At 72.4% G+C, this 26,348-nt stretch carries 26 protein-coding genes and 1 tRNA gene; 24 read left to right on the plus strand and 3 right to left on the minus strand.

The genetic code is table 11. The features are described from left to right. The first annotated feature begins 405 nt into the window (after window positions 1-405). From EAE32_RS09360 to EAE32_RS09410, 11 genes are all read left to right on the plus strand, one after another. Complete coding sequence (locus EAE32_RS09360; RefSeq protein ID WP_121864978.1) at window positions 406-1,641, plus strand: AI-2E family transporter; 1,236 nt, start codon at window positions 406-408, stop codon at window positions 1,639-1,641. A gap of 267 nt (window positions 1,642-1,908) precedes the next feature. Further along, window positions 1,909-2,217: a hypothetical protein gene (locus EAE32_RS11895; RefSeq protein WP_206059827.1), complete on the plus strand. Its 309-nt coding sequence runs from the start codon at window positions 1,909-1,911 to the stop codon at window positions 2,215-2,217. 179 nt (window positions 2,218-2,396) lie between these two features. Beyond that, window positions 2,397-3,116 carry a DUF998 domain-containing protein gene (locus EAE32_RS09370; RefSeq protein WP_121844893.1) on the plus strand — a complete coding sequence of 240 codons (720 nt, stop codon included), beginning with the start codon at window positions 2,397-2,399 and terminating at the stop codon, window positions 3,114-3,116. Beyond that, on the plus strand, window positions 3,113-4,021 hold the full coding sequence (locus tag EAE32_RS09375) for an alpha/beta fold hydrolase (protein WP_121844892.1): 909 nt from the start codon (window positions 3,113-3,115) through the stop codon (window positions 4,019-4,021). Before EAE32_RS09370 ends, EAE32_RS09375 begins: the two co-directional genes overlap by 4 nt. 121 nt (window positions 4,022-4,142) lie before the next feature. Further along, window positions 4,143-5,201 (plus strand): FecCD family ABC transporter permease, encoded by a 1,059-nt coding sequence (locus EAE32_RS09380; protein WP_121864979.1) that lies wholly within the window; start codon window positions 4,143-4,145, stop codon window positions 5,199-5,201. Next, window positions 5,198-6,097 carry an ABC transporter ATP-binding protein gene (locus tag EAE32_RS09385; RefSeq protein ID WP_243635667.1) on the plus strand — a complete coding sequence of 300 codons (900 nt, stop codon included), beginning with the start codon at window positions 5,198-5,200 and terminating at the stop codon, window positions 6,095-6,097. Before EAE32_RS09380 ends, EAE32_RS09385 begins: the two co-directional genes overlap by 4 nt. After that, entirely contained in the window at window positions 6,094-7,215 is a 1,122-nt protein-coding gene (locus EAE32_RS09390; RefSeq protein WP_121864980.1) for an ABC transporter substrate-binding protein, read from the plus strand. The genes EAE32_RS09385 and EAE32_RS09390 overlap by 4 nt, the downstream gene beginning before the upstream one ends. Then, window positions 7,212-8,078, plus strand: coding sequence for a Rossmann-like domain-containing protein (locus EAE32_RS09395; protein WP_240624963.1), 867 nt, complete (start codon window positions 7,212-7,214; stop codon window positions 8,076-8,078). The genes EAE32_RS09390 and EAE32_RS09395 overlap by 4 nt, the downstream gene beginning before the upstream one ends. Next, window positions 8,075-9,346 (plus strand): MFS transporter, encoded by a 1,272-nt coding sequence (locus EAE32_RS09400; RefSeq protein ID WP_121864981.1) that lies wholly within the window; start codon window positions 8,075-8,077, stop codon window positions 9,344-9,346. The genes EAE32_RS09395 and EAE32_RS09400 overlap by 4 nt, the downstream gene beginning before the upstream one ends. A 74-nt stretch (window positions 9,347-9,420) precedes the next feature. Continuing rightward, a complete protein-coding gene (locus EAE32_RS09405) occupies window positions 9,421-10,266 on the plus strand; it encodes a GHMP family kinase ATP-binding protein (protein ID WP_121864982.1) in 846 nt (281 codons plus the stop codon). Next, the gene (locus EAE32_RS09410) at window positions 10,263-11,405 is read left to right on the plus strand and encodes a pyridoxal-phosphate dependent enzyme (RefSeq protein ID WP_121864983.1); all 1,143 of its coding nucleotides are present in this window, start codon (window positions 10,263-10,265) and stop codon (window positions 11,403-11,405) included. The genes EAE32_RS09405 and EAE32_RS09410 overlap by 4 nt, the downstream gene beginning before the upstream one ends. A 155-nt stretch (window positions 11,406-11,560) precedes the next feature. Here the strand turns inward: EAE32_RS09410 and EAE32_RS09415 are convergent, their stop codons facing one another. Both EAE32_RS09415 and EAE32_RS09420 read right to left on the minus strand, forming a co-directional pair. Continuing rightward, window positions 11,561-12,184 (minus strand): response regulator, encoded by a 624-nt coding sequence (locus EAE32_RS09415; protein WP_121864984.1) that lies wholly within the window; start codon window positions 12,182-12,184, stop codon window positions 11,561-11,563. Next, window positions 12,181-13,554, minus strand: coding sequence for a sensor histidine kinase (locus EAE32_RS09420; RefSeq protein ID WP_121864985.1), 1,374 nt, complete (start codon window positions 13,552-13,554; stop codon window positions 12,181-12,183). The genes EAE32_RS09415 and EAE32_RS09420 overlap by 4 nt, the downstream gene beginning before the upstream one ends. A gap of 293 nt (window positions 13,555-13,847) precedes the next feature. Between EAE32_RS09420 and EAE32_RS09425 the strand changes: the two genes are divergently transcribed. The 6 genes from EAE32_RS09425 (at window position 13,848) to EAE32_RS09450 (ending at window position 19,361) form a co-directional block, all read left to right on the plus strand. After that, a complete protein-coding gene (locus EAE32_RS09425) occupies window positions 13,848-14,969 on the plus strand; it encodes an ABC transporter permease (RefSeq protein ID WP_121846824.1) in 1,122 nt (373 codons plus the stop codon). A 2-nt stretch (window positions 14,970-14,971) separates the two neighbouring features. After that, window positions 14,972-15,808 carry an ABC transporter ATP-binding protein gene (locus EAE32_RS09430; protein ID WP_121864986.1) on the plus strand — a complete coding sequence of 279 codons (837 nt, stop codon included), beginning with the start codon at window positions 14,972-14,974 and terminating at the stop codon, window positions 15,806-15,808. A 202-nt stretch (window positions 15,809-16,010) separates the two neighbouring features. Then, a complete protein-coding gene (locus tag EAE32_RS09435) occupies window positions 16,011-16,787 on the plus strand; it encodes a phage holin family protein (protein ID WP_243635668.1) in 777 nt (258 codons plus the stop codon). A gap of 257 nt (window positions 16,788-17,044) precedes the next feature. Continuing rightward, entirely contained in the window at window positions 17,045-17,998 is a 954-nt protein-coding gene (locus EAE32_RS09440) for a DMT family transporter (RefSeq protein ID WP_121864988.1), read from the plus strand. Between the two features lie 22 nt (window positions 17,999-18,020). Next, the gene (locus EAE32_RS09445; RefSeq protein WP_121864989.1) at window positions 18,021-19,175 is read left to right on the plus strand and encodes a glycosyltransferase; all 1,155 of its coding nucleotides are present in this window, start codon (window positions 18,021-18,023) and stop codon (window positions 19,173-19,175) included. Between the two features lie 109 nt (window positions 19,176-19,284). Continuing rightward, window positions 19,285-19,361 (plus strand) — tRNA-Met (locus EAE32_RS09450). Between the two features lie 67 nt (window positions 19,362-19,428). Here EAE32_RS09450 and EAE32_RS09455 read toward each other — a convergent pair. Continuing rightward, on the minus strand, window positions 19,429-20,046 hold the full coding sequence (locus EAE32_RS09455) for a murein hydrolase activator EnvC family protein (RefSeq protein ID WP_121845796.1): 618 nt from the start codon (window positions 20,044-20,046) through the stop codon (window positions 19,429-19,431). Window positions 20,047-20,427: 381 nt separating this feature from the next. Between EAE32_RS09455 and rpsB the strand changes: the two genes are divergently transcribed. The 7 genes from rpsB (at window position 20,428) to EAE32_RS09490 (ending at window position 26,348) form a co-directional block, all read left to right on the plus strand. Beyond that, window positions 20,428-21,306 (plus strand): 30S ribosomal protein S2, encoded by an 879-nt coding sequence (gene rpsB, locus EAE32_RS09460; RefSeq protein ID WP_121845795.1) that lies wholly within the window; start codon window positions 20,428-20,430, stop codon window positions 21,304-21,306. A 113-nt stretch (window positions 21,307-21,419) separates the two neighbouring features. Beyond that, on the plus strand, window positions 21,420-22,250 hold the full coding sequence (gene tsf, locus EAE32_RS09465; protein ID WP_121845794.1) for a translation elongation factor Ts: 831 nt from the start codon (window positions 21,420-21,422) through the stop codon (window positions 22,248-22,250). 257 nt (window positions 22,251-22,507) lie between these two features. After that, window positions 22,508-23,239, plus strand: coding sequence for a UMP kinase (gene pyrH / locus EAE32_RS09470; RefSeq protein WP_121845804.1), 732 nt, complete (start codon window positions 22,508-22,510; stop codon window positions 23,237-23,239). Window positions 23,240-23,370: 131 nt separating this feature from the next. Beyond that, window positions 23,371-23,928, plus strand: a complete 558-nt coding sequence (gene frr / locus EAE32_RS09475) for a ribosome recycling factor (RefSeq protein ID WP_121864990.1) — start codon at window positions 23,371-23,373, stop codon at window positions 23,926-23,928. Between the two features lie 41 nt (window positions 23,929-23,969). Beyond that, window positions 23,970-24,914 (plus strand): phosphatidate cytidylyltransferase, encoded by a 945-nt coding sequence (locus EAE32_RS09480; RefSeq protein WP_240625066.1) that lies wholly within the window; start codon window positions 23,970-23,972, stop codon window positions 24,912-24,914. A gap of 79 nt (window positions 24,915-24,993) precedes the next feature. After that, window positions 24,994-25,740: a DivIVA domain-containing protein gene (locus EAE32_RS09485; RefSeq protein WP_121864991.1), complete on the plus strand. Its 747-nt coding sequence runs from the start codon at window positions 24,994-24,996 to the stop codon at window positions 25,738-25,740. A 170-nt stretch (window positions 25,741-25,910) separates the two neighbouring features. Beyond that, the gene (locus EAE32_RS09490) at window positions 25,911-26,348 is read left to right on the plus strand and encodes a DUF485 domain-containing protein (RefSeq protein ID WP_121845790.1); all 438 of its coding nucleotides are present in this window, start codon (window positions 25,911-25,913) and stop codon (window positions 26,346-26,348) included.

Raw genomic sequence — 26,348 nt, forward strand, 5'->3', positions numbered from 1 at the left:
CCCGTCGTAGTGCAGCGGGATCGTGTCAGCGTCGACGTCCGGGGCGTCCTGGAAGGTTGCAGCTATTTGGGGCGCTGGTAAGTCCCCGTTGTCTCCGTAGCCGATGGCGAAGGTCAGCGGCTTGCCGTGGAACTCCGGGGCGAGGCGTTGCGCGGTGTCGCGCGCGGCGTTCTTGAGGCGGGAACTGCCTGACGTCGCACTGTGGCCACGGCTTCACCTCGACACACCGTCGAATCTCCATTCCACAGGTGGAGCGGACAAGCCCGGCAGGGGAGAGAAGCGGTGGTGCGCGTCCATCCTCCCGGGTCTAGTGTGTGAGTGCGCGACCGCGAGCAGACCCACCCAGAGGCAGTGGATACCGCCCGGTCGCGCCCTCCCCGACCCTCCGGCCCAAGGACGTCCTCGATGACCGATTCCGGCTCCACCGCTTCCCCACAGCCCATGGCCTCCGCGCGCGGCACCGCCGCGACCCGGCAGAGCCCGGAGCAGCACTCCTCAGCGATGCAGACCTCCTCGCCGCAGGCTCCGCCCCCCGCCCCCACCCCGCGTCAGATGTGGCGTGACGCCTACGGCCGGTCCGCCACCCGGGCCCTGCAGACCCTGATCCTGGTGGCGGTGATCGGGCTGGGCGTGTGGCTGGCCGTGACCTTGAAGATCGTGGTGCTGCCGCTGCTCCTGGCCCTCATCATCGCCTCGGCCATGAATCCGATCATGCGGTTCCTGCGCCAGCGGGCCGGCTTCACCCGTGTCTGGTCGGCCATCACCGGCCTCGTGGCCATCCTGGTGGGCCTGGCCGCCGTGCTGTTCGGCATCGCGCTGACGGTGCGCGCTGAGTGGTCCGCCCTCGCGGGGAAGGCCCAGGAGGGCGTGAACAAGCTGATGGAGATCCTCACCGGCTGGGGCATCCCGCTGGACGACACCCACCTGAGCGAGTACCTCTCCCAGGTCACCGAGTTCCTCAAGAACAGCGGCGCGGAATCCAGTGCGCTGTCCGGGGTCTCCGTGGCCACGGAGATCATCACCGGTGCGCTGCTGATGATCGTGATGCTGTTCTTCTTCCTGCTGGACGGGGACCGGATCTCCGACTTCCTGGTGGGGTTCCTGCCGGAGCGGCTGCAGGAGCGGGCCAACGAGGCCGGGCGGGCTTCCGTGAACGTGCTGGGCAAGTACATCCGCGGCACCGTGGTCATCGCCGCCTTCGCCGCGGTGTGCGACCTGATCGCGATGCTCGTCATGGGAGTGCCGCTGGCGTTCCCCCTGGCGGCCCTGATCTTCCTGGGGGCCTTCATCCCGATTGTCGGCGCCCTGGTCACCGGGCTCGCGGCCGCACTGGTGGCGCTGGTGGCGGCCGGGCCGCTCGCCTCGGTGGTGCTGGTCGTCGTGGTGATCCTGGTCAACCAGATCGAGCACCACATCCTGCAGCCCAAGGTCATGGGCACCGCGCTGAGCCTGCACGGCCTCGTGATCATCGCGGCCCTGGCCATCGGCGCGCACCAGGGTGGGGTGGCCGGAGCGCTGCTCGCGGTCCCCCTCACGGCGGTGCTCTGGGCCAGCTTCAAGACCTTCCGGGACATGCGGGGCACCGCCCCTCGCCCGCTTCCCACGGAGGACGACGACGAGGCGCTCGCCGCGCAGGTCTGAGCCCCGCAACCACGTGCGGCTTCCGGATCGACCGTTGTCGCGGGGAGGGCTACATCTACCTGAGCCGAATGGCCACACAGCCAGACTGTCTCTCTGCACCGTCGGAACCAGCCGAGGTTCTCGGTGGCGCCGTGCAGAGGCGGGCAGAGCAAGCAGGCCCGTTCCGCCAGCAGGCTCCTTGGCCAGGCTTTACGAACAAGGTGATGGGATGACGACATGCGGTGCCCGCCCATGGCGGAAACGTACGTACTTGCGTACGCCTGTGGCATGACGACCATACGAGCCACCTCTGCCCGCTCAGCCCGCGAGGAGGTCGTCCAGCTGAGCCACTCGGTGCACGCCGAACCGGAGACCGCATACGAGGAAAGGCGCAACGACGACCCCATGGTCGCCGCGTACCGCGCCAACGCCGAGTCCCTGGGCCGCGTCTTCACGGACGCCCCCATGAGCCGACGACGCCGCATGGCCGGGTCCACGGGCATGGCGAACGTCTCGCTGCGGGTCCCCGCGATCCACCCCACCCAGCACGAACGCGTGGTGCACACCGCGGAGGAGCTGAAGCCGCCGCGAGCCTAACCCTGAGTGGCCCCTCGGGGCCATCCCCTCACTCACGTGAGAGCAGTGCACTGAGCAGGTGAAAGGGGGCCGTCCCAGGTGGCCGCATCACGGCGGCCTTCATCGTCGCGTCCTAGTACAGTGAACCGGTGCTACCTTCCGCAGCACCACGACGACCACAGGCGGGTGACCCGGTTCCCATGACCCTGGCTTCACGCCGGCTCTGCTCCGTGGTGGCGGTGGTCTACTCGGCGTGGCTCGTGGCCCCGCTGCTGGACCCGCAGCTGCACCCGTGGACCTCGTACGCGTCCGAGTACTTCGTGGCGGACCGCCCCGCGGCCACCCTGCTGCGCACGGCGGACGGGATCTGCGGGATGCTCCTCATCGTGATCGCGGTGCTCTCCTACGCGCGGACGCGCACGCTGTGGCGCGGGCTGCCCGGTGGTCTCGGCGGTGCCGCCCCCGCGCAGCGCACCGAACGGCGCGGACGCGTGGCCGTGCGCGTGTGGAGTGCCGCCCTGGCCGTGGCCGGTGCCGCCACGGTGGTGGACGCCATCAACCCCATGACGTGCGCCCCCTCCGTCTCCCCGGAGTGCGCCGCGGCGGAGGCCGCCGGAACGCTGCCCGTCCAGCACGAGATGCACACCGTGTCCTCAGCGCTCGCCGGCACGGCCTTCGTTCTCGCCATGGCGGCCTCCCTGGCCCTGAGCACTGCGTCCGACCGCGTGGTGCGGATCGCCAGCTGGGCAGGGATCGTGACGATCGCACTGTCCGGTGTGGACGCCGTCGTCACCCGCATTCCCACGGAGGGGATCACCCAGCGTGTGTCCATGCTGGCCATCGTCGTGTGGCTCGTGGCGGTGGCCGGGATCCCCGTGGTGGACCGGCTGGGGTCCCGGCGCGAGCCGGTGGCCGCATGAACCGCGACGCCACCCCGGAGCTGCGAGAGCACGTGAGTGCCCCCGTGGTGGCGGGCCGGCGCACCAGGATCCTGGACACCGGTTCCGGGCCCGTCCTGCTGTGCTCCTCGGGCGTGGCCTCCGTGCTGTGGGACTGGCTCCCGCTGGCACGCCTGCTCCGCGACCGGTACCGCGTGGTCGTGGTGGACCGCCCCGGCTACGCGCCGGGGGACCCCGTCACCCCGGAGCTGCCCACGCTCGAGGAGGAGGCCGCACGCCTCGTTGCCGTCCTGGACACCCTCGGCATCACGGAGCCGGTCACCGCCGTGGGCCACTCCTTCGGGGCGGCCGTCGTGGAGGCCACCGCCCGGCTGCACCCCGGGCGCGTGTCGGGACTCGTCCTGCTGGACGGCTCCGTCCCGGAGGCGGAGGGCACGGACCACGGGGTCGACGCCGCCCGGGCCGCCCGACGCTTCCGCCGCGCCACGCTCCCGGTGGCCCTGTCCCGCCCCGTCGGGTTGCTGTGGCGTGCCCTGGGCCCGGCCGTCTTCACGGGCTCCGTCCCCGCACGACGCCGCGTGGCCGCCTCCCTGGGGTGTCGCGTCCTCTCCGAGGCTGCCTCGCAGAGCACGATGGCGGCCTCCCTGCGCGATCTCGTGGGCTACCGCTCGTGCATGCACCACCTGGAGGAGCTGCGGGCCACCACCCCGCTGCCGCCCCGGCTGCCGGTGCTCGTGGTGGCCGCGAACGGCCGACTCCCGCGCCGTCGTCCCTCCGCGTGGGTGCGCCACGTGCTGCGCCAGGCCCGCGCGCTGGACCGCGAGGCCCGCGTGACCACCCGGGTGGTCTCCCGCTCCGGGCACTTCGTGATGCTCGACCGCCCCGTCCGCACCGCAGAGCTCATCACCGAAGCCACCGGACACTGATTCCCCGCGGCCACCAGCCGCCCGCAGGGCCCGCCCCGCCGAGCGCTGACGCATGTCCGTCCCCGACCGCCCTAGGGCGGATTTTGTCCCGCTATATGCGAATGATTATCATTGCGATGCCATGCACACCTCACCACGCCTGTCTCCCCGCGGCCACGCGCTCACCGTCCTGGCCCTGCTCCTGGCCCTGGGCGCGTCCCTTCCCGTGGCCATCTCCTGGGGCGCCGCCCCAATCCCCGTGGGGGACACCGCCCACTTCCTCCGGGCGGCCGTGACCGGTGGGGCGATCCCCGCTGCGGACTTCACCGACTACACCGTGATCCTGCAGATCCGCACCCCGCGGGTGCTGCTGGCCGCGGTGGTCGGCGCGGGGCTCGGCGCCCTGGGCATCGCCGCGCAGGCCATGGTGCGCAACCCCCTGGCGGACCCGTTCATCCTGGGGATCTCCTCCGGCGCGGCGGTGGGCGCGAGCGCCGTCGTCTCCTGGGGACTGTTCGCCGCGCTGGGCTCCCTGGCCCTGAGCGCGGCGGCCTTCCTGGGGGCCCTGGCGGCGTCGGTGCTCGTGTACCTGCTGTCCCGCACCCCGGGCGGTGTGGCCCCCGTGCGGCTCATCCTCACCGGGGTGGTGCTCTCCTTCGGCTTCCAGGCGCTGATGTCCGCGATCGTGTTCTTCGACGCGAGGGGCGACGCCGCCCGCACCGTCATGTTCTGGATGCTCGGCTCCCTGGGTGCGGCCACGTGGGAGCAGCTTCCCCTGCCGGTCCTCGCCACGGCGCTGTGCCTGGTGTGGCTCGCGTGGCGCGCCCGGGACCTGGACACCCTGGCCATGGGGGACGGCTCCGCCGCGAGCCTGGGCGTGGACCCGGACCGGATGCGGGTGCAGCTGTTCGTGCTCACGGTCCTGGGCACCGCCACGCTCGTGGCGGTCTCCGGCACCATTGGCTTCGTGGGACTCGTGGTCCCGCACGCCACCCGGATCCTGCTGGGCCCGGCGCACCGGCGCACCGTGGTGGTCGCGCCGCTGGTGGGGGCCCTGTTCATGGTCTGGGTGGACCTGCTCAGCCGTGTGGCCGTTCCGCCGCGCGAGCTGCCCCTGGGCGTGGTCACCGCGCTGGTGGGTGTGCCCGTCTTCCTGGTGCTGGTGCGCCGTGCCGGCTACGTCTTCGGGGGATCGCGGTGACCGCGCGCGAGCAGGCGGCGGCGGGGCGTGGCGCCATGGTGCGTGACGCGCCCGCGGGGGCGCCCGCCGGCGGCACGGCGCACGTGCCGTGCAACGCCCCCGCCGCAGGGCGGAACGACGGCCTGGAGCTGCGGGACCTGCGCCTCGACGTCGCCGGGCGCACCGTGGTCCCGGACCTCTCGCTGGACGTGGCCCCGGGCGACGTCGTGGGGCTGGTCGGTCCCAATGGCTGCGGGAAGTCCACCGTGCTGAAGGCCCTCTACCGCGCCCTGGTGCCGAGCGGCGGCGCGGTGCTGGTGGACGGGGACCCCCTGCACCGGATGCGCCACCGGGACTCCGCGGCCCGGATCGCGGCGCTGCCCCAGGAGGAACGGGTGGAGCTGGACTTCCTGGTGGCCGAGGTGGTGCGCCTGGGCGCCGCGGCCAACTCCCGGACACCACGCGAAGAGCTGGACCGCGCCGTGCAGGACGCCATGGCGCGCGCCGGGGTGCAGGAGCTGGCCCACCGCAGCGTGCTGGGACTCTCCGGCGGCGAGCGCCAGCGGGTGCTCATCGCCCGTGCCCTGGCCCAGCGGACCCCCTACCTGCTGCTGGACGAGCCCACCAACCACCTGGACCTGCGCCACCAGACGGACCTGGTGCGCACCCTGCGGGGCACGACCACCGCGCGCCCGGCCGTGCTCATGGCGCTGCACGACCTCAACCTCGCGGCCGCCCTGTGCGACCGCGTGGTCGTGCTGGCCGCGGGCCGGGTGGTCGCGGACGCCCCGCCGCACGAGGCACTGCACCCGGACACCGTGGAACGCGTGTACGGGGTGCGGCCCGTGAGCATCACCCGTCCCGACACCGGGACACCCCACCTGCTGTTTCCCATCACCCGAGAGGACCCCTCATGAGCACATCCCCTTCCCCGCACCCTGCCACGCACGGCACGGACCCCGCCGCGCGCTCCGGCGTGGTGGGCCCACCCGCCACGGGTGCCCGGCGCGAGAACCGGGCGAGCGGCGTCGTCGGCAAGGGCCTGACGCGGCGCACCGGGCCCCTGGCACTCGGGGTGGTCGCGTGCCTGCTGCTCACCGGCTGTGGTGCGCAGGTCCAGAAGGATGCGGCAGCCGGCGCGGAGAAGACCATCGAGAACTGCGGGCAGAGCAGCACCTACCCCACGCCACGGAAGCCGGTGGCGTACGACGTCTCCGCGATCGAGAAGATGTTCGCGCTCGGCCTCTCGGACCGGATGCGCGGGATCGTGCTCCCCTCGACGGTGAGCAGCGTGATCGAGAAGTCCCCGTACCGCGAGGACTACGGGAAGACGGAGACCATCTCCGACACCGTGCTCAGCCAGGAGGCCGTGGTCAGCGCCAAGGCGGACTGGGTGTTCGCGGGCTGGCAGGCCGGGTTCAGCGAGACCCGCGGGGTGACCCCCGACTCGCTGCGTGACGTGGGCGTGAACTCCTACATGCAGCACGAGACCTGCAAGGGCTACAAGGGGGACACCTCCGAGCCCGATCCGCTCGACGCCACCAACCAGGACCTCCGGGACCTGGGGAAGATCTTCGACGTGGAGGACCGCGCCGAGAAGCTCGTGGGGGAGCTGGAGGACAAGCGGCGCGCGCTGCGGGAGGCACCGAGGCCCGAGAAGCCCGCACGCGTGCTCGTCTACGACTCCGGGACCTCCGAGCCCTACACCGCGGGCCACCGCACCGCCCTGAACGGCATGATCGAGCTGGCCGGGGCCGAGTCCGTGACCAAGGACCTCGACGCCCGCTGGGACACCGTGGGCTGGGAGTCCGTGGTCAAGAGCGAGCCCCAGGCGATCGTGGTGGTGGACTACAACAAGCAGCCCGTCCGGGAGAAGATCGACTACCTCAAGAACCAGTCCCCGCTCAAGGACTCGCTCGCCGTGAAGAACGACAGCACCTACGTCATGGACTACGGGGAGGCGGTCTCCAGCCCCCGCAACATGGACGGCGCGCAGAAGCTCGCCGACTACCTGCGCTCGAAGGGCCTGCGGTGAGCCGGCTCGGGGAGCGCACCCCGGAATCCGTGGCGGAGCTGCTGGAGCTGGCCCGTGAGCACCTGGACAGAGAGCATCCGGGTGCATCGGACGCTCCCGCGCCGGTGGCCCGCAGCGTCTTCGCCGTCCAGCACGGCACACGTCTCGCTGCGGAGACCGAGCTGTACCGCAACCAGTACATCCTCGTGAGGGTCGAGGGGGCCTTCGGCGGCTGCGCGGTGGAGGCCCGCGAGCTGACCCCGGAGATCCCGGAGCTCTCCGGCCTGCCCGTGCGGGAGCTGCTGGCGCACCCCTGCCTCCCGGTGCGCGTGGCCGTGCTGGACGCGTGGCTCGCGTCCAGGGCACCGCACTCCGAGGATCCGCGCGCCCGTCGCGTGCCCCTGCCGCCCGGGACGCCGGACGAGCGCGCACGGGCCAGGGACAGCGCCGTCGCCGACCTGCTGTCCGTCAGCCCCGGCCAGCGGATCGCCCTGATCGGCGTGGTCAACCCCCTGGTAGCGGCACTGCGCGCTCGCGGTGCGGAGGTGCTGCCGTGCGACCTCGCCCTGCGCGAGACCCTGTGGGGAGACCCCGTGAGCCGCGACATGGAGGACGTGCTGGCGGTCGCGGACGGGGTCCTCGCCACGGGGATGACGATCGGCAACGGGACCTTCGACCGGATCCGCAACCGGTGCCTGGAACGGGGCGTCCCACTGGGGCTCTACGCGCAGTCGGCACCCGCCGTGGCCCGGGAGTTCCTGGGCCACGGTGTCACGGCGCTGAGTGCCGAGCCGTTCCCGTTCTCGCAGTTCAGCGCCGAGCAGACGCACCTGCACGTCTACGGCGGGCCCGGCGGCGCCGGCGCGGGGGAGCCCGCACGATGACCGCGCGCTCCGGGGCCACCGCGTCCCACGGTGACGTGGCGCTGACCGACCGCCAGATCGCGGCGCGCATCCTGCCCCTGCTCGCGGCGTGCGCCCTGGGGCTGGTGCCGTTCACCGTCTACTCGAACTTCCTGGTCGATATCACCCGGGAGAGCGGCCAGGGCGCCCCGCTCATGGGCTGGCTGCGCGGCACGGGTGGTGTGGCGGCCCTCGTGGTGGGCGTGTGCTGCGCGCCCCTGCTGGACCGGGTGTCCCGCGGCGTCGCGGCCGCCGGGGCGCTCGCCGTGCTGGCGCTCGCGTGCCTGCTCGGCGTGCTCGGCTCGGTGTGGTCGTGGGCGGTCTTCTGCCTCCTGGTGGGGGCGGGGACGGCGGTGCTGAACCCCGCCGTCTCCGCGATGGCCGCGGACCGGTTCCGGGACGAGGCCACCTCCGGGCGCGCGGCCACGCAGGTCTCCGCCACCATGACGCTCACCGCGATGCTCGCGGCACCCCTGCTGGCGGGCCCCGCCCTGCTGTGGGGGTGGCGCGGTGACCTCGTGGCGACCGCTGTGCTGGCGGTCGCCACGGCGGGGCTGCTGCTGCGCCACGCCGTGCGCGGGCCCGGGCGGGAGACGTCGACGCCGCCGAGTGCTCCCACGGGGTACGTGGCCGGGCTGCGGGTGGCGTGGACGCGGCCCGGGGTTCCCGCGCTGCTGCTGGTGTCCACGCTGCGCACCACGGCGTTCATGGGCCAGCTCGCGTACCTCGCGGTCGTCTACTGGCAGCGTTTCGCAGTGGGGCCCGGGGTTTTCTCCCTGGTCTGGACACTGTCCGGTCTGGCGTTCTTCCTGGGCAACTGGTTCGGGGGTCGGGCGCTGCGCTCCCAGCCCTCCGCGCGCTGCGCCGCATGGATCGCCTGCGCTGCTGCGCTGGTGGGGACCGGGGCCGTCCTGGCGGTGTTCCTCGCGCCCGTGCTCCCCGTGGCACTGCTGGCGACGGCGCTGCTCGCCGCCTCCCACGCGGTGGTCGCCGCGGTGGTGACCACCGTTCTGGTGCGCGCCTCGTCGGGACACCGCGGCACGGTGCTCGGGCTGAACGGCGCGGGCCAGAGCCTGGGCGTGTGCCTCGGCGCCACGGTGGCGGGGGCCGGTCTCGCCGCGGCCGGCTGGGAGGGTGCGGGCACCGCGCTCGCGCTCGTGACGCTGCTGGCCGCCCTCGCGGCCGGCCGGGCAGCCGGGGTGCTCGGGGGACCGGCGCGTTCGGGGCAGCACGCGGGAGGCACCCCGTGAGCGCTCCGGGTCCACGACCGCCGCTCCCCGAACGGACCGGGCGCGGGCGGTGCATCGCCCACCACGGTGAACTCGTGCAGGGCAGCTTCGCGTGGGGCACCCGGTCCGTGCCCGCGCTCGTCACCGTTCCCCTCCCACCGCTGCAGTCCCGAGTGGAGTTCGTGCCGAGCTCCCGGCCCGGCGTGCGTGCGGGCCACGGTACGGAGAAGGCTCGACGGGCGGCGCAGCTGACCCTGCGGCTGTGCCGGGAGCGGGGTCTGCCCCGTCCAGCCGGGGGGCAGCTGCGCGTGGAGAGCGCCATCCCGTCCGGGTGCGGCATGGGCTCGTCCACCGCGGACGTGATCGCCACCATCCGGGCCGTGGGGCACTGCTGCTCCCTGCGGCTCACCCGGGGAGAGGTCAGCGAGCTGGCTCGCCGGGCGGAGACCGCCTCGGACCCGCTGGCCTTCGGATGCGAGCCGGTCCTCTTCGCCCAGCGACACGCGCGCGTGCTCCGGCACTGGCCCCGCGCGTTCCCACCCGTGCACCTGGTGGGCTGCCGCCTGCCCGGTGGCCCGGTGGAGACCCTGGCACTGGACGCACAGGGCTACACCCCGCACGAGCGCCGGGAGTGCCTCCGGATCCTCCACCTGCTCGAACGCTGCGTGGGGGACGGGGACGCCCGGGCGCTCGGCGAGGCCGCCACGCGCTCCGCCCTGCTGAACCAGACCCGCCTGCCCAAACCCGCCCTGCCCGAGCTGCTCGCCGTGTCCCGGGAGACCGGGGGAGTGGGTGTCCAGGTGGCTCACAGCGGCACGGTGTGCGCCGTGCTGCTGGACGCCCGCCGGCCGGGGGCGGCCCACCGGGCGCGCGAGGCCCGCACGGCCCTGGACTCCCTGGGCCTGGAACGCACCGTCGACATGATCTGGGGTGGACCATGACAACCGCACCGCACGACGACGCCGCCCTTCCGGACCTTCTCGAGCACGCCGCCCAGGCCGTGGGTGCGCCGGACCTGATCCGGCTGCGTCCCGGGCTGCTCGCGCTGCGTTTCGAGGTGATGAAGGTGCAGTCCGCCCGGGGCGCCGTGCGGCAGCTGCTCGCACAGGGTCGGATCGCCCCCGGGGACACCGTGGTGGACTCCTCCAGCGGGATCTACGCCCTGGCCCTGGCGCTGGCGTGCCACGAGGCAGGTCTGCACTGCGTGGTCGTGGGCTCCACGACCGTGGACGAGACCCTCCGGCTGCAGCTCGGGATGCTCGGGGCGCGGCTGGAGCAGATGCCTCCCTCGGACTCCCTGCGCGCGGACCAGGACCGGCGGGTGGCCCGGATCCAGGCGCTGCTCGCGGAGCACCCGGACTGGCACTGGATGCGCCAGTACCACGACGCCGTGCACTACCGCGGCTACCGGGACCTCGCCCTCGGTCTCGGACGACGCCTGCTGCGGGAGGGCCACCGCGCTGTGGAGCTGGTGGCTCCCGTGGGGTCGGGGGCCTCCAGCGGGGCACTGGCCCTGGGCCTGGCGGAGTCCGGACTGGAGGTCCGCCTCACGGGCGTGCAGCCGTTCGGCTCCGTGACCTTCGGCTCCGAGGACGTCCAGGACCCGGACATGCTGATCGCCGGAATCGGCAGCTGCATCGAGTTCCGCAACGTGCGCCACGAGCTCTACCGCGAGATCCACTGGGTCAGTTCGGAGGTGGGCCGGGCCGGGGCCGTCTCGCTGTGCCGGGACCACGCGCTGTTCGCGGGGCTCAGCTCCGGGGCCGCGTACGCCGTGGCCGGGCACGTGCTGGGGCGAGCACCGCACGGGGACGCCCGCCTGCCCGTGCCGGACGCGCCATCCGCGCCGGGGACCGGGCAGGTCGGGGACACCTCCCCGGGCCGCTGCGTCCTGATGGTCTGCCCGGACACCGGTCACCGCTACACCGGGCCGGTGTTCAGGGGTCACGAGGACGTCCCGCCGGTCACGGACTTCACCCCGCACCGGCTCACCTCCCGGGGGCAGGCCCCCCGGCTGCCGTGGTCCTGCGTGCACTGGGGCGGAACGGTGCCCTCATCGCCGGTCACTGCCCAGGGGTGAGGTGACGGACCGGAACGGGCGGGCGCGTCCGCGGCAGACACCGACGGGTCACCGGTCGGCCCGCGGCGCACGACGGGCACCGCGGCACCGCACGAGTGCAGCGGTGCAGCCCCGCGGGCGGTCCACACCACGGCGCCCGGCAGGACACGGCGACGTCAGATGACCCGGTCCTCCCGGGCACGGGTCACGGCGGCGGTGCGGTTGTCCACGCCGAGCTTGTCGTAGATGTGCACCAGGTGCGTCTTGACGGTGGCCTCGGAGATGAACAGGGACTTGGCGAGCGAACGGTTGGAGGCCCCCGTGGCGAGCCCCCGAAGGATCTCGATCTCCCTCGGGCTCAGCGAGGCCGCGGGGGTGCGCACCTGGTGCACGAGCCGCGCCGTGACCGAGGGGGAGAGCACGGGCCGCCCCGCGGCGGCGTCGTGCACGGCCTGCCCGATCGTCGCGGGCTGAGCGTCCTTGAGCAGGTAGCCGGTGGCACCCGCCTCGAGGGCGGCCACCACGTCCGCCTGGGTGTCGTACGTGGTGAGGATCAGCACGGGCGGCCCGCCCGCGGACACGATGCGCCGGGTGGCCTCGAGCCCGCCCATGCCCGCGCCCATCTGCAGGTCCATGACCACCACGTCCACACCGGGCTCGGGGCCGTCGAGCACCGCGAGCGCCGCCCGCCCCTCCTGGGCCTCGGCGCACACGGCGATGTCCCCCACGGACTCCAGCACGGCGCGCAGCCCCGCGCGCACCACGGGGTGGTCGTCCACGAGCAGCACTCGCGTGGTCATGGTGTTCCCCTGTCGTCGTGGTTCTGGGATCTTCCGGGCGCGGTGCCCACCGTGCGTGCCTCCGGGGGCGACGACGCCGCGGCGCCCGGCCGTGCGGCGTCGCCCGTCGTGGCGTGGCCCGGCAGCACCGGGGCGAGCGGGAGGCGGAGGTTCACCGTGGTGCCGTGGCGCGGTTCGGACTCCACCGTGAGCTCGGCGCCGAGCTCGGCCGCGCGGCGCCGCAGGTGGGAAAGGCCGTAGGAGTCGTCCGAGCCCCGGTGCCGCAGGGCGTGCGGGTCGAACCCCACGCCGTCGTCCACCACGTCCAGCGAGACGGAGTCCTCCCAGCCCGCGAGGGTGACCACCACCCGGGAGGCGCGGGCGTGGGAGACCACGTTCGCCAGGGTGGACTGGGTGGCGCGCACGAACAGCGTCTGCTGCGGGTCCGTGAGGTCCGGGACCTCGCCCTGGACCGAGAACTCGCACGAGAGGTTCGTGTCCGCGGCCTGCGCGGCACCCTCCGTGCGGCGGCACACCTGGGCGAGCGCGGTGGGCAGGGACTCCTTGAGCGCGGGGGAGGCGAGGTCCCGCACGAACCGGCGGGCCTCGGCGAGGTTCGCGGTGGCGGTCTCCTCGATCGTGGCGAGCCGGGCCGCGGTGGTGGAACGGTCGTCCCCGGAGAGGGACTGCTGGGCGGCCCGGGAGACCAGCACGATGGAGGTCAGCCCCTGGGCCAGCGTGTCGTGGATCTCCCGGGACAGCCGCTCCCGCTCGCTGCGGGTGCCCGCGCTGCGCTCCTGCCGGGCGAGCTCCGCGCGCGTGGACTCCAGCTGGCGGATCACCCGCACGTGGCGCTGCGAGTCCCGGTAGAGCGCGCGGTAGCCGTAGCTCACGAGCAGCGCGACCACCGCCCCCATGCTCGGCCCCACGGCCATGGGTGCGGTGAAGGTCCCGGCGGGCACGTGCAGCAGCTGGGACAGCACCACCACACCCGTGAGCCCGGCAATGGCTGCGAGCGCGACCACCGGGGGCAGCAGCACGGGGTAGAGGAAGAAGAGGGGGAAGACCACCCACGCGAAGTCCCGGCTCAGCAGGGCCAGGCAGATCCACAGCACGGTCACCGCGGCGAGCCACACCGGGGTCCAGCGCAGCCGCCCCGGGTCCGCCCGGCCCCGGGCCACCCTGCTCTCCACGGTGGTCCCGAGCACGTAGGTCAGCGCGAGCAGCCCCGCGAGCCCCAGGACCAGGGCGAGCCGCAGCTCGTGGCCGCCCCCGGTGCCGAGCTCCATGACGGAGCGCAGGCACGCGAGCCCCAGCAGCGCCGCGAAGCTCACGTGGAGGGTGACGCGCATGACCCGCAGCAGGACCGGGGTGGAGAGCTCCTGGCGCACGGTGGACCTTCCTGCGGTGGTGGGGGGCTTCCGGGATGGGGGTTCCGAGGGCCGGGGCACGGCGGACGCCGGGATCCCGTGGTGGCCGCAGGCGGGTGGTGGGCCGGAGGCGGGCCGGGTCGTGACCCCCGGCCATGGTACGCAGGCGGGCTCGGAACACATCAACCGAACGGTTGATCCCGGGATCAACCCCGTGCGCGGTGGTCTTCAACCGCGCTGGTGATCCGCCCAAGCCCTCGGCCCAGCAGACTGGATGCTGTCCTTGAAACCTCTGTCGTCACGGGAGACTCCCCATGTTCTTGTCCCTGCGGGACATCACCTTCGCCAAGGGGCGGTTCGCGCTCCTGGCCACGGTCGTGGCTCTCATCACCCTGCTGCTGGTGCTGCTCACGGGCCTGACCAACGGTCTGGGCCACCAGAACACGTCCGCCCTGGAGAAGCTGGAGGCCCAGCGCATCGTGCTGACCGCGCCCCCCGGCGACTCCGGCACGCCGTCCTTCACCACTTCCTCGATCGACCAGAAGCAGGTGGACACCTGGAAGGACGCCGTGGGCGAGGACAAGGTGGAGCGCCTCGGGATCACCCAGACCAGCATCCGCAGCGGTGCGGAGTCCTCGGACGACGCCGCGGCCAAGCGCTCGGACGCCACCGCCGCCGCTGCCATGGCCCTGGAGCCGGGCACGGACCTGGCCTCCGGGGTGACCGCCACCTCCGGCGCCAACCACCCCGGTGAGGGTGAGGCCGTGCTGAGCGAGACGCTCGCGGAGGACATGAAGGTCTCCGTGGGGGACACCGTGTCCATGGGCGGCAAGGCCCTGAAGGTGGCTGGCGTGGCCGAGAACGAGTACTACAGCCACGTTCCCGTGGCGTGGATGAGCATGGCCGACTTCCCCGCGGTGGCGCACACCGCCCCGGACGAGCAGGCCACCGCCCTGGCACTGACCACGCAGGACGTCCCCGAGGCCACCCCCGGTGACACCGACACCGTGGCCCTGTCCACCAAGGACTCCCTCGCGGCGCTGCCCGCCTACCAGTCCGAGCGCGGGTCCCTGCTCATGATGCAGGGCTTCCTCTACGGGATCAGCGCCCTGGTGGTGATCTCGTTCCTGACCGTGTGGACCATCCAGCGCACGCGTGACATCGCGGTGCTGCGCGCGCTCGGCGCGAGCCGCGGCTACGTGGTGCGGGACTCGCTCGTCCAGGCCGCCGTGGTGCTCACCCTGGGTGTGCTCGTGGGCGGTGCCCTGGGACTGCTCGGCGGAATGCTCGCGGGCTCCGCCGTGCCGTTCGAGCTCAGTGCTGCGAGCGTGGCCCTGCCCATGGTGGGCGTGCTCGTGCTCGGCCTGCTGGGTTCCCTGCTCGCCGTGCGCCGTGTCTCCACCGTGGATCCGATGATTGCCCTGGGAGGTAACTGATCATGCATGCTTCTGACGCCGAACCCCGCCACCGCGCGGACCGTCACGAGGGCCACCGCCACGCGGAGCACCACGAGCCCCGCCACGGGGCCGGGAGCGAGCCCGCGCCCCGCACCGGCGGCCTCGCGGTCGACGACGCCGCCGCGGCGGCTCTGAGCGCACGGGACGTGTCCCTGGAATACCCGGACGGCACCGACGCCCAGGGCAGGCCGCGCACCGTGCGAGCCCTGGACCGGGTCTGCCTGGACCTGCACCGCGGGGACATGACCGCCCTGATCGGGCCCTCCGGCTCCGGGAAGTCCTCGTTGCTCGCCGTGGCGGCCGCGCTCATCAAGCCCACCTCGGGCACCGTCTCCGTGGCCGGTCAGGAGCTCACCGAGCTGCCCGAGAAGGAGCTCGCGAAGATCCGCCGGGGTCACACCGGCATGGTCTTCCAGCAGCCCAACCTGCTGGCGGCCCTGACCTCCCGGGAGCAGCTGGTGCTGGCCGCCCACGTGGCCGGTGCCCGGGGCAAGGACCTGCGTGCCGCCCGCTCCCGGGCGGACGAGCTGCTCGAGCAGGTGGGACTCGTGGACTGCGGGGACCGCCGCCCGCACCAGCTCTCCGGTGGTCAGCGGCAGCGGGTGAACATCGCCCGCGCACTCATGAACGACCCCCAGCTGCTGCTCGTGGACGAGCCCACCGCGGCCCTGGACCAGGAGCGCTCCCGCAGCATCATGGAGCTGCTGGCGAACCTCACCCACCAGTTCTCCCTGGCGTCGCTCGTGGTCACCCACGACACCGAGTTCGTGCCGCTCGCGGACCGGTGCGTGCGCATGGAGGACGGCCGGCTGCAGTGATGTCGCGGGGCCCCGTGCGGCGCGCACAGTGGCCTGTCGATAGGCGAGCGAATGGTATTTTGAGAGCAGATCGACCGTTAATCACCACCACGTACTCATCGGAGGCGGCATGAGCCATGCAGTGGGCCCCACCAGCGGCCACACACCCAGGGCAGGAACTCGCACCACCACGAAGCCGGGTCCGGCATCCATCGTGGATGTCGTGAAGGTCTTCCTGCGCCTGCTCCCCAAGCAGCTCAAGGACGAGGCCCAGCTGGCCGTCCTGGAGCTGAAGGAGAAGGGCATCAAGGTGGGCGTGGGCGCCGCGTTCGCCGTGGTGGGCCTGGTCTTCCTGCTCCTCGCCACCATCGCGCTCATCGGCGCGGCGATCGCCGGTCTCTCGCACGTGATGCCCGCGTGGCTCGCGGCCCTGCTGCTGGCCGTGGTGTTCCTGGTGGTTCTGGCCGTCCTCGCGCTGATCGGCGTCTCCAGGATCAAGAGCGCCATGCCGCTCGTGCCGGAGAAGACCATCTTCGGTCTGCGCTACGACCTCGGCGTGGTCAAGGAGGGCTCCGCCTACACCGAGGGCCGCGTGCAGCGCGACATCAACGAGGCCGAGCAGAAGAAGCAGCGCGAGAAGGAGGAGGCCGCCAACGACCCCAACCAGGTCAAGCCGGTCAAGCCCACCGAGGAGCAGCTGCGCAACCGCCTGAAGCTGCGCCGCGAGCACCTCAAGAGCCTGCGCGACGACGCCCAGAACCGGGCCGACTCCGTGCAGTCCGCCACCCAGGGTTTCGTGAACCGCACCTCCCGCACGTTCACCAGCACGCAGGAGTCGGTCAAGAACACGTTCGCCACCAGGGGCGGGTCCCAGGACGTGCGCCCGGCGGGTTCCACCTCCGCGGCGGACCAGCTGAGCGAGCGCTGGCAGCCGCTGGCCGTGGCCGTGGCCGCGGGCACCGCGTTCGTCGTGTTCCTGCGGAAGCTGCTCAAGAAGTAGCGCCGCGCGGCCGGCACCGAGAGGTGCCGCCCGAACGCACCGTCTCCGGGCGGAACCTCCGTGCAGAACGGGCCGGGTCCTCAGGACTCGGCCCGTTCTGCGTCCGCGCCCCGGCACCGACGCCAGACCCCTCACCCCGCCCCCTCGCCCCGCCCCCCTCGGTGCGGGCCCGGTCCACTCTGCAGGTCCGGTCTGCTCCACATGGGCCGGGTACCCATCGCCTAGCATGGGGGTGTGAACCAGCGCACGGTGACGGCATGACCCAGTGGATCGCGGTGGCCCTGGCCATCACCTCGGCGGTGTGCCTGGCGCTCGGCACGCAGATCCAGTCCGCGGCGGTCACCGGGCACACCGGGGGTGCACTGTCACCCCGGGGGCTGCTCGTGCTCGTGCGGAACCGCCGGTGGGTCGGCGGCCTCGCCCTGCTGGCCTCGGGCACACTGCTCAACGTCGCGGCGCTCGCCCTGGCCACGGTCACGGTGGTGCAGCCCCTGGGCGTGATCGCCCTGGTGATCACCACCCTGCTGCACGCCAGGCGCCGCCGGCTCACCATCAACCGCAGGACCTGGCTCGCCGTGGCCCTCTGCAGCGTGGGCGGTGCCGGGTTCGTGGCGTGCGCGGTCCCGGCCACCGACCCGTCCCACGTGGCGGGTGCCGGCGCCGAGCGGCTCGTCGTGCTGCTGCTCACGGGTCTCGTGGTGCTCGTCGGGGTCGCGGAAGTGGTCCTGCGCAGACGCCGGATCAGCATGTTCTACGTGCTCGCGGCCGGGGTGCTGTACGGGTTCGTGGCCGTGCTGGTGCGTCTGACCATGACCGCCCTGCTGTCCGGCGGGATCGGCGCGGTGCACTGGCTCAGCGTGCTCATGATCCTGGTGGCGGCCCTGCTGGGGGGCTGGATGGTGCAGTGCGCCTACTCGTGCGGCCCGCCGGACCTCGTGATCGCGGGTCTCACGGTGGTGGACCCCATGGTGGGCGTGGCGCTGGGGCTCGTGGTCCTGGGTGAGGCCGGTGCGGGCCTGACCACTGGGACCGCCGTCACCATGGGTCTGGCAGGTCTCGTTGCTATAGTCGGCGTCGTCCTGCTCTCCCGGTACCACCCCGAGGTCCTCCAGCGCCGAGCGGCCGCTCGCGCCCGGACGACGGATCCGGGGAGCGGCACCCGTCCCCGGGCCGCCACGACCCCGTGTCGTGGCGAGCACGCCGATCAGTGAGCAACGTACGGAACCCCACGCCTTGAAGATTCTGATCACCGCAGAGACCTACCCTCCCGACGTCAACGGGTCCGCGCAGTTCGCGCGCCGCCTCGCGCACGGCATGCTCGGCCGGGGGCACGAGGTCCACGTGGCCGCCGCCATGCCCACGAGCGGGGCTTCCCGGATCATGACGGACGACGGTGTGGTGGAGCACCGCTTCCGCTCGCACCACGCGTTCACCCACCCCTACTTCCGCATCTGCCTGCCGTGGGAGATCGCCCGCGAGGTCTCGCGGCTGCTGGACGAGCTGCGCCCGGACGTGGTGCACGTGCAGTGCCACTACATCGTGGGGCGGATCATGGTGCGGGAGGCCGTGCGCCGGGGCATCCGGGTGGTGGGCACCAACCACTTCATCCCGGAGAACATCGAGCCGTTCCTGCCCTTCCCGCAGTGGTTCATCCGTGGCTACCGGAAGGTGTCCTGGTGGGACATCGCGCGGGTCTACGGCAGGTGCGACGTGATCACCGCACCCACACCGCTCGCCGTGCGCACCATGGTGGACAACGGCGTGCCGGACCGGGCGGTCGCGGTCTCCAACGGGATCGACGCCGGTCACTACCAGGCCGCCGCCGACGAGCAGATCCAGCACCCCGAGCACCCCGTGGTGCTCTTCTGCGGCCGGCTGGCCGTGGAGAAGAACGTCAACGAGCTGATCGAGGCGCTGGCCCTGATCCCGCGCGAGAAGAACGTGCACGCGGAGATCGTGGGGGAGGGGGAGCAGCGGGAGCGGCTCGTGAAGCTCGCCCACGAGCGGGGCGTCGCGGACCGCGTGCACTTCCTGGGCTTTCTCACGGACGACGAGCTGCGCCGGGCCTACCTCCGGGCAGACGTGTTCTGCCAGCCCGGCACCGCCGAGCTGCAGTCGCTCGTGACGCTCGAGGCCATGAGCGCCTCCACACCCGTGGTGCTCGCCAACGCCCGGGCCCTGCCGCACCTCGCGGACGAGGGACGCAACGGATACCTCTTCGCCCCCGGCAGCCCGGGGGACCTGGCCCACAAGCTGCAGCTCGTGCTCGACGCTCCGCCCGAGCAGCGCCGGGTCATGGGCGAGCACAGCCGCCGGATGGTGGAGCAGCACTCGTTCGCCCGCACCCTGGACACCTTCGAGCGGATCTACCGCGGCGAGAGCCGCTGACGCCGCCCGCGACGGACGGCCACCCGTGCGCAGCCACCCGGGCGCGGTGCCGGGTCGAAACCGTGCAGTGCGGTACCTTGGACCGGCGGTCGGTCACCGGCCGCACCACGGGGCGGTAGCTCAGCTGGTCAGAGCAGAGGACTCATAATCCTTGGGTCGTGGGTTCAAGCCCCACCCGCCCTACCACGACCCCCGCGGTCCGCAGAGAGGACCGCGGGGGTTTTCCGTGCCCGCACCCGTCGGCCCGCACCCGTCAGCCTCCGCCCGGCAGGGGCAGGAGGACCGACGGTCGCAGGTCTGCCACGAACTGCACGGGGTTCACGTACTCCCCGTCCTCTCGCACACCCCAGTGCACGGCCGAGCCGCCCGGGCCGTGGCCCGGATCGGCCACCGTGGCGACCACCTGCCCCCGCGCAACGCGCTCACCCCGGTGGACCACGGCGGTGACCGGCTCGAAGGAGGACAGGTGGCCCTCACCGTGGTCCACGGTGAGCACCTCCCGGTCCACCACCATGCCGCTGAAGCTGACCACCCCAGCCTGCGGAGCGCGCACGGGTGTGCCGGGCGGGGCGTGCAGGTCCACGCCGCGGTGGCCGGGGAGCCACCTCTTCGCGGGTGCCTCGAAGCGCCGCTCCACCGCCGGGCGCGGGGACACCGGCCAGGCCCAGCCGGGGCTCGCACCGCTCGCCGGGGCGGGCCAGCCCACCAGGAGCGGCCACAGCAGCAGCACGAGTGCCCCGCAGACCCACACCGCGCTCCGGGTGGTGCCCTGCGCGGCGGAGCCAGCCGCTGTCACGTGTGCCGAGGTGCCCGAGCCGGACGGGCCGGTGCACGGTGCGGGGCGCACTGGCCCGGCGGGAAGGAGAGTCATGCCCTCAGGCTGGCGTGGCGGCGGCGTCGTGCGGGAGACGGTGCCCCGATGTGGAGTGCGCACGGCACGCGGCGGTGGCGGGATGCTGTAGGCTGACCCGTGCAGTTGCCCTGCCGCAGCACACCCATGCCCGTTCGCGGGCGTGGGCGGCGGCGGGACGGCTGACTTCGCGCGCGAAGGAACCCGGAACGGATCCGCTCCCACCGGGTGCGCACCCCTCGGTCCGCTCGAGCTCCCGGCAGCGGGAGACGACGGTACGGGGCGCGTCGGGCCACGCTCCACGAGCACGGCCCGCGCATCGCGCCAGGGACCGGCACCACCGGTCGAGAACCGTCAACCCACGGCGGCCCCCGGGCCGCCGGATACCCACGAGGAGACGACATGCCCGTCGTTACCATGCGCCAGATGCTCGACAACGGCGTCCACTTCGGCCACCAGACCCGCCGCTGGAACCCGAAGATGAAGCGCTTCATCTTCACCGAGCGCAACGGCATCTACATCATCGACCTGCAGCAGTCGCTGGGCTTCATCGACAAGGCCTACGAGGCGGTCAAGGCCACCGTGGCCCACGGCGGCACCATCCTGTTCGTCGGCACCAAGAAGCAGGCCCAGGAGGCCATTGCCGAGCAGGCCACCCGCGTGGGCATGCCCTACGTGAACCACCGCTGGCTCGGCGGCATGCTCACCAACTTCCAGACCGTGTCCAAGCGCATCGACCGCATGAAGGAACTGGAAGAGGTCGACTTCGACGACGTCGCCGGCTCGCAGTACACCAAGAAGGAACTGCTGCTGCTGCGCCGCGAGAAGGAGAAGCTGGAGCGCACGCTCGGCGGCATCCGCAACCTCACCAAGACCCCGTCCCTGATCTGGATCGTGGACACCAAGAAGGAGCACCTCGCGGTGGACGAGGCCCAGAAGCTCGGTGTGCCGATCGTCGCGATCCTGGACACCAACTGCGATCCGGACGAGGTCGCGTTCCCCATCCCGGGCAACGACGACTCCATCCGCTCCGTGTCCCTGCTGACCCGCGTCGTCGCTGACGCTGTGGCCGAGGGCCTCATGGAGCGCCACAACGGCAAGTCCAACGCCGCCGAGGAGCCCATGGCCGAGTGGGAGCGCGAGCTGCTCGAGCAGCACGAGGAGCAGAAGTCCCAGGACTCCGCCCCGGCCGCTGCGCAGGAGGCTCCGGCCGAGCAGGCCGCCCCGGCTGCCGAGGCGCCCGCCGAGACCGAGCAGAAGGACGCCCCCGCCGCCGAGTGAGGCCGCGGGAGGTGTTCACCTCCCATTCTTCCCGGTGGCCCACAGTGGTGACCGGAACCGCCCGGGCGTCCCAGGACGCCCGGGCGGACACAACCGACAACAGAGGAGTTCACATGGCGAACTACACCGCTGCTGACATCAAGGCCCTGCGCGAGCGCACGGGCGCCGGCATGCTGGACGTCAAGAAGGCCCTGGACGAGGCCGACGGCGACGCCCAGAAGGCCCAGGAGATCATCCGCGTCAAGGGTCTGAAGGGTGTGACCAAGCGCGAGGGCCGCTCCACCGCCGAGGGCATCGTGGTGGCGCGCACGGAGAACAGCGTGGGCTACATGGTCGAGGTCAACTCCGAGACCGACTTCGTGGCCAAGTCCGCGCCGTTCGTGGAGTTCGGCAACAAGGTGCTCGACGCCGCCGTGGCCGCCGACGCCGCGGACCTGGACACCCTGCTCGCCTCCGAGGTTGACGGCAAGACCGTCTCCGAGCTCGTGACCGAGACCGGCGCGCTGCTGGGCGAGAAGGTCGTCGTGCGTCGCGTGGCCCGCGTGGCCGGCGACCACGTGGCCGTGTACCTGCACAAGACCTCCAAGGACCTCCCCGCCCAGGTGGGCGTCCTGCTGGCCGTCTCGGGCTCCGACGCGGAGACCGCCGCCCACGACGTCGCCGTGCACATCGCCGCCATGTCCCCCGCGTTCCTCTCCGAGGACGACGTCCCCGCCGAGACCGTGGAGAACGAGAAGCGCGTGGCCGAGGAGACCGCCCGCAACGAGGGCAAGCCGGACAAGATCATCCCGAACATCGTCCAGGGCCGCCTCAAGGGCTACTACAAGGAGGTCGTGCTCGTGGACCAGGACTTCGCCAAGGACTCCAAGAAGTCCGTGGGCCAGGTCCTCTCCGAGGCCGGCGCCACCGCCACCGCGTTCGCGCGGTTCCGCGTGGGAGCCTGAGCCGAGCTCGTCCCACGGCCGCGCCCCGGGCCCGCTGAGTGCGGGCGGGGCAGTGCGGCCGGGGTGCCGTGACGGGAGACCGTGACGGCGCCCACCCCGCAGCGGCGGGGCATCACCGGGGGACCGGTGGCGCCCCGCCGCTTCTGTATGCTGGGGGGCGGTCTGCCACGGGTGGGCCACATCCAGAACACGCAGCGGCCCCGGGAGGATCCATGCCCACCACCAACGACTCCGAGCCCCAGGACGAGGCACTGCGGATGAGCCGTGAGTCCCGGCGATCGGAACCGGGACGCCGGCGTGTGCTGCTCAAGCTCTCGGGCGAGGTCTTCGGGGGCGGAAGCGTGGGCGTGGACACTGATGTGGTCCGCCAGATCGCCGAGCAGATCGCAGCGACCGTGGGTCAGGTGGAGACGTCGATCGTGGTGGGCGGCGGCAACTTCTTCCGCGGCGCCGAGCTCTCCCAGGCCGGCATGGACCGCTCGCGTGCGGACTACATGGGCATGCTGGGCACGGTCATGAACTGCCTGGCGCTGCAGGACTTCCTGGAACAGTGCGGCGTGGACACCCGCGTGCAGTCCGCCATCAAGATGGAGCAGGTCGCGGAGACGTACATCCCCCGCCGCGCCATCCGCCACATGGAGAAGGACCGCGTGGTGATCTTCGGCGCCGGAGCCGGACTGCCCTACTTCTCCACGGACACCGTGGCCGCCCAGCGCGCGCTGGAGGTGCACGCCACCGAGGTGCTCATGGCCAAGAACGGTGTGGACGGCGTCTACACCGCGGACCCCCGCAAGGACCCCGAGGCACGGCGGCTCGCGAGCCTCACCTACGACGAGGCGCTTGCCCGGGACATCCGCGTGATGGACCAGACCGCGTTCGCCCTGTGCCGCGACAACAACGTGACCATGCGGGTGTTCGGCATGGAGGGTGCGGGCAACGTGACCCGCGCCGTGCTGGGCGAGGAGATCGGCACCCTCGTCACCCCCTGAACACACCCGCGGGCCGCGGCCCCAGGACCCTGGGGGCGGGCCCGGACGATAGAGTGGGACCACTGTCCCGCCGCCGGGGTGAGCGACTCCGGCACAGCCTCGCACGACCCGTCGCAGAAGGAGAACCACCCGTGATCTCAGATGTCCTCTCGGATGCCACCACCCGGATGAGCAAGGCGGTGGACGCGGCGAAGACCGACTTCTCCACGGTGCGCACCGGCCGTGCGAACCCCGCGCTGTTCTCCAGCCTGCTGGTGGAGTACTACGGCACCCCCACCCCGCTGCAGCAGCTGGCCTCGTTCCAGACCCCCGAGGCCCGCACGCTGCTCATCACGCCCTACGACCGCAGCGCGCTCAACGACATCGAGAAGGCCCTGCGGGACTCGGACATCGGCGCGAACCCCGCGAACGACGGCAACGTGATCCGCGTGGTCATGCCCGAGCTCACGGAGGAGCGCCGCAGGGAGTACGTGAAGATCGTGCACACCAAGGCCGAGGAGGCCCGAGTGTCCGTGCGCAACATCCGCCGCCACGCCAAGGAGTCCATCGAGAAGTTCGTCAAGGACGGAGACGTCGGCGAGGACGACGGCAAGCGCGGCGAGAAGGACCTGGACGCGGCCACCAAGAAGCACACCGACCAGATCGACGAGCTGCTCAAGAACAAGGAAGCCGAACTGCTCGGCGCCTGATGTCCGCTCCTGAACCAACCTCTCCAGCGCCCCGCGACCCCGTGGCGGGCTCCCACCCCGTGGAAGCGCCCGCGGGGGAGGCGGCCACGGGCGGGCACGACGAGTCCCCGACCACCGGGCCGCTGCGCCACGTGCTCGCGCGGCCGTTCCAGCGCAGCCGTGAGCACAGGGCGCCGTCCCGGGCCGGGCGCAACCTCCCGGCCGCCGTGGCCGTGGCGGTGGTGCTGATCGGTGCGCTCGTCACGGGGCTGTTCTTCGTCCCCCTCGTGCTGGCGCTGCTGGCGGGCACAGCGGCGGGGATCGGGGTCTGGGAGGTCGCGCGGTCCCTCACCTACAAGGGCGTGCTGATCCCCAAGGTCCCGGCCGTGGTGGCCGCGGTCCTGATGCCCCTCGCCGCGTTCTTCGGCGGCGCGCCGTGGCTGTCCATGGCGCTCGTGCTCGCGGTCACGCTCGTGGTGGTGTGGCGGGCCTTCGGTCCGCGGCACGGGATGATGCTGTCGATGATGGGCTCGGTGTTCGCGCTCGTGTGGGTGTCGTTCCTGCTCAGCACCGCCGTGCTGCTCTACCACTCCGCGGACGGACCGCAGAAGGTCCTCACCGTGATCCTCCTGGCCGTCAGCTCCGACACCTTCGGCTACGCCGTGGGTGTGGTGTGGGGCAAGCACCCCATGGCCCCGAGGATCTCGCCCAAGAAGTCCTGGGAGGGCTTCGCGGGCTCGCTCGGGGGTGCCGTGCTCGTGGGGATCCTGAGCGCCGTCCTGCTGCTGGGACTCCCGTGGTGGCAGGGCGCGGTCCTGGCGGTCGCGATCGTGGCCGTCTCCACCGTGGGGGACTTCTCCGAGTCCATGATCAAGCGCGAGATCGGGATCAAGGACATGGGCACCCTGCTGCCCGGGCACGGCGGTGTGATGGACCGCATCGACTCCATCCTCTTCGCGGTGATCACCGGCTACGTGATCTTCGAGCTGTTCTCCGTTCTCGCATGACGCGGGCGGGCTCCGGGGCCTGCCGCCGTGGGCCGGTCGTCGTGGGCGACCGGCCCGTTCCAGTTCCGAAAGGGCTCTCATGACGTCTCAGGACCGCTTCCCCCGCCTCGACCAGCGCTCGTGGGGGTACGACCCCGCCCAGGTGGACGACTTCCTGGACCGCGTCGCGGCCGTGCTCCACGCCACGGACGCGCGGTCTCCCACTGCGGGGCACGACGCCGCCGCGTCGGCTCCCGGCGCGGGTGCCACTGCGGTCCCGGGGTGCGAAGAAACCGGGGCTGCGGCCGGCGCGTCGTCGGTCGAGGGCGCAGGGACCTCCGGGGCGGTGGGGGAGTCGACCCCTGCCACCGCGGGGTCGAGCGCCCGTGTGGGCAGCCGACAGGTGCGGGAACGCGTGTTCGACCGGGGGCGCGAGGGCTACGACCCCGCGGCCGTGGACGCCCACCTGGACGATCTCGAGGACGAGCTGTTCGACCGCGAGCGGGAGGCGTTCGTCGCGGAGCACGGCGTCCAGCGGTGGAACGAGCACGTGGAGCTGCTGGGGCAGCTGCTCGTGGGCCGTCTCAACCGCCCGCGCACGGAGCGGTTCCGCAGACCCGCGAAGCACCGTACGGCGGGGTACTCGGCGGCGGACGTGGACGTGCTGTGCGACCGGCTCATGGAGCAGCTGCGCAGCGCCCCGGACATCGACCCCCGGCTGCTGCGCGGCGCCGTGTTCCGCGCGGCGCAGGGGCAGCGCTGCTACGAGGAGCAGCAGGTGGACGCGTTCCTGGACCGCGCCGTGGAGTTCGTGCTCGCGGTGAGGGGACACCAGACGCGGCGCTGACATCCGGGCGCGCGGCACGGCCCGTCTTTGTATACATTGAACGGCGCGGATCGGCGAGATATGCCGCAGGATGCCGTCACAATGCGGATTATTCGGGGCAACATCCACGCTCCCCTCCCGCTGTGGATACACAACTCCTACTGTGGTGGTCATCACACTAGGAGGCACACATGGCATCCACGCCCTCCGTCGATCCCAACGGCTCCGCAGCCACCCTCGGCATCGACTTCCCCGCAGTGCAGCGCTCGGAGCAGTTCCAGCGGCTGCGCTCCACCCACCGCTCCTTCGTCTTCCCCCTGGCCGTCGCGTTCCTCGTCTGGTACCTGCTCTACGTGGTGCTGGCCATCTACGCGCCGGGGTTCATGTCGCTGAAGGTGCTGGGCAACATCAACCTCGGACTCGTCCTGGGCCTGCTGCAGTTCGTGACCACGTTCGGCATCACGGCGGCCTACGTGCGGTTCGCCAACCGCCGGCTGGACCCGCAGGCCACGGCGCTGCGCGAGCAGCTCGAGGCGGAGCAGCTCGAGGCCCAGCACCACGCGATCCAGCACCGTGGGCAGCCCGGAGCCTCTGAGCAGCCCGGCACGTCCGAGGGGGTTCGGCCGTGA

This window comes from Kocuria tytonicola, from assembly GCF_003687175.1.
In the GTDB taxonomy this organism is placed as follows: Bacteria; Actinomycetota; Actinomycetes; order Actinomycetales; family Micrococcaceae; genus Kocuria; species Kocuria tytonicola.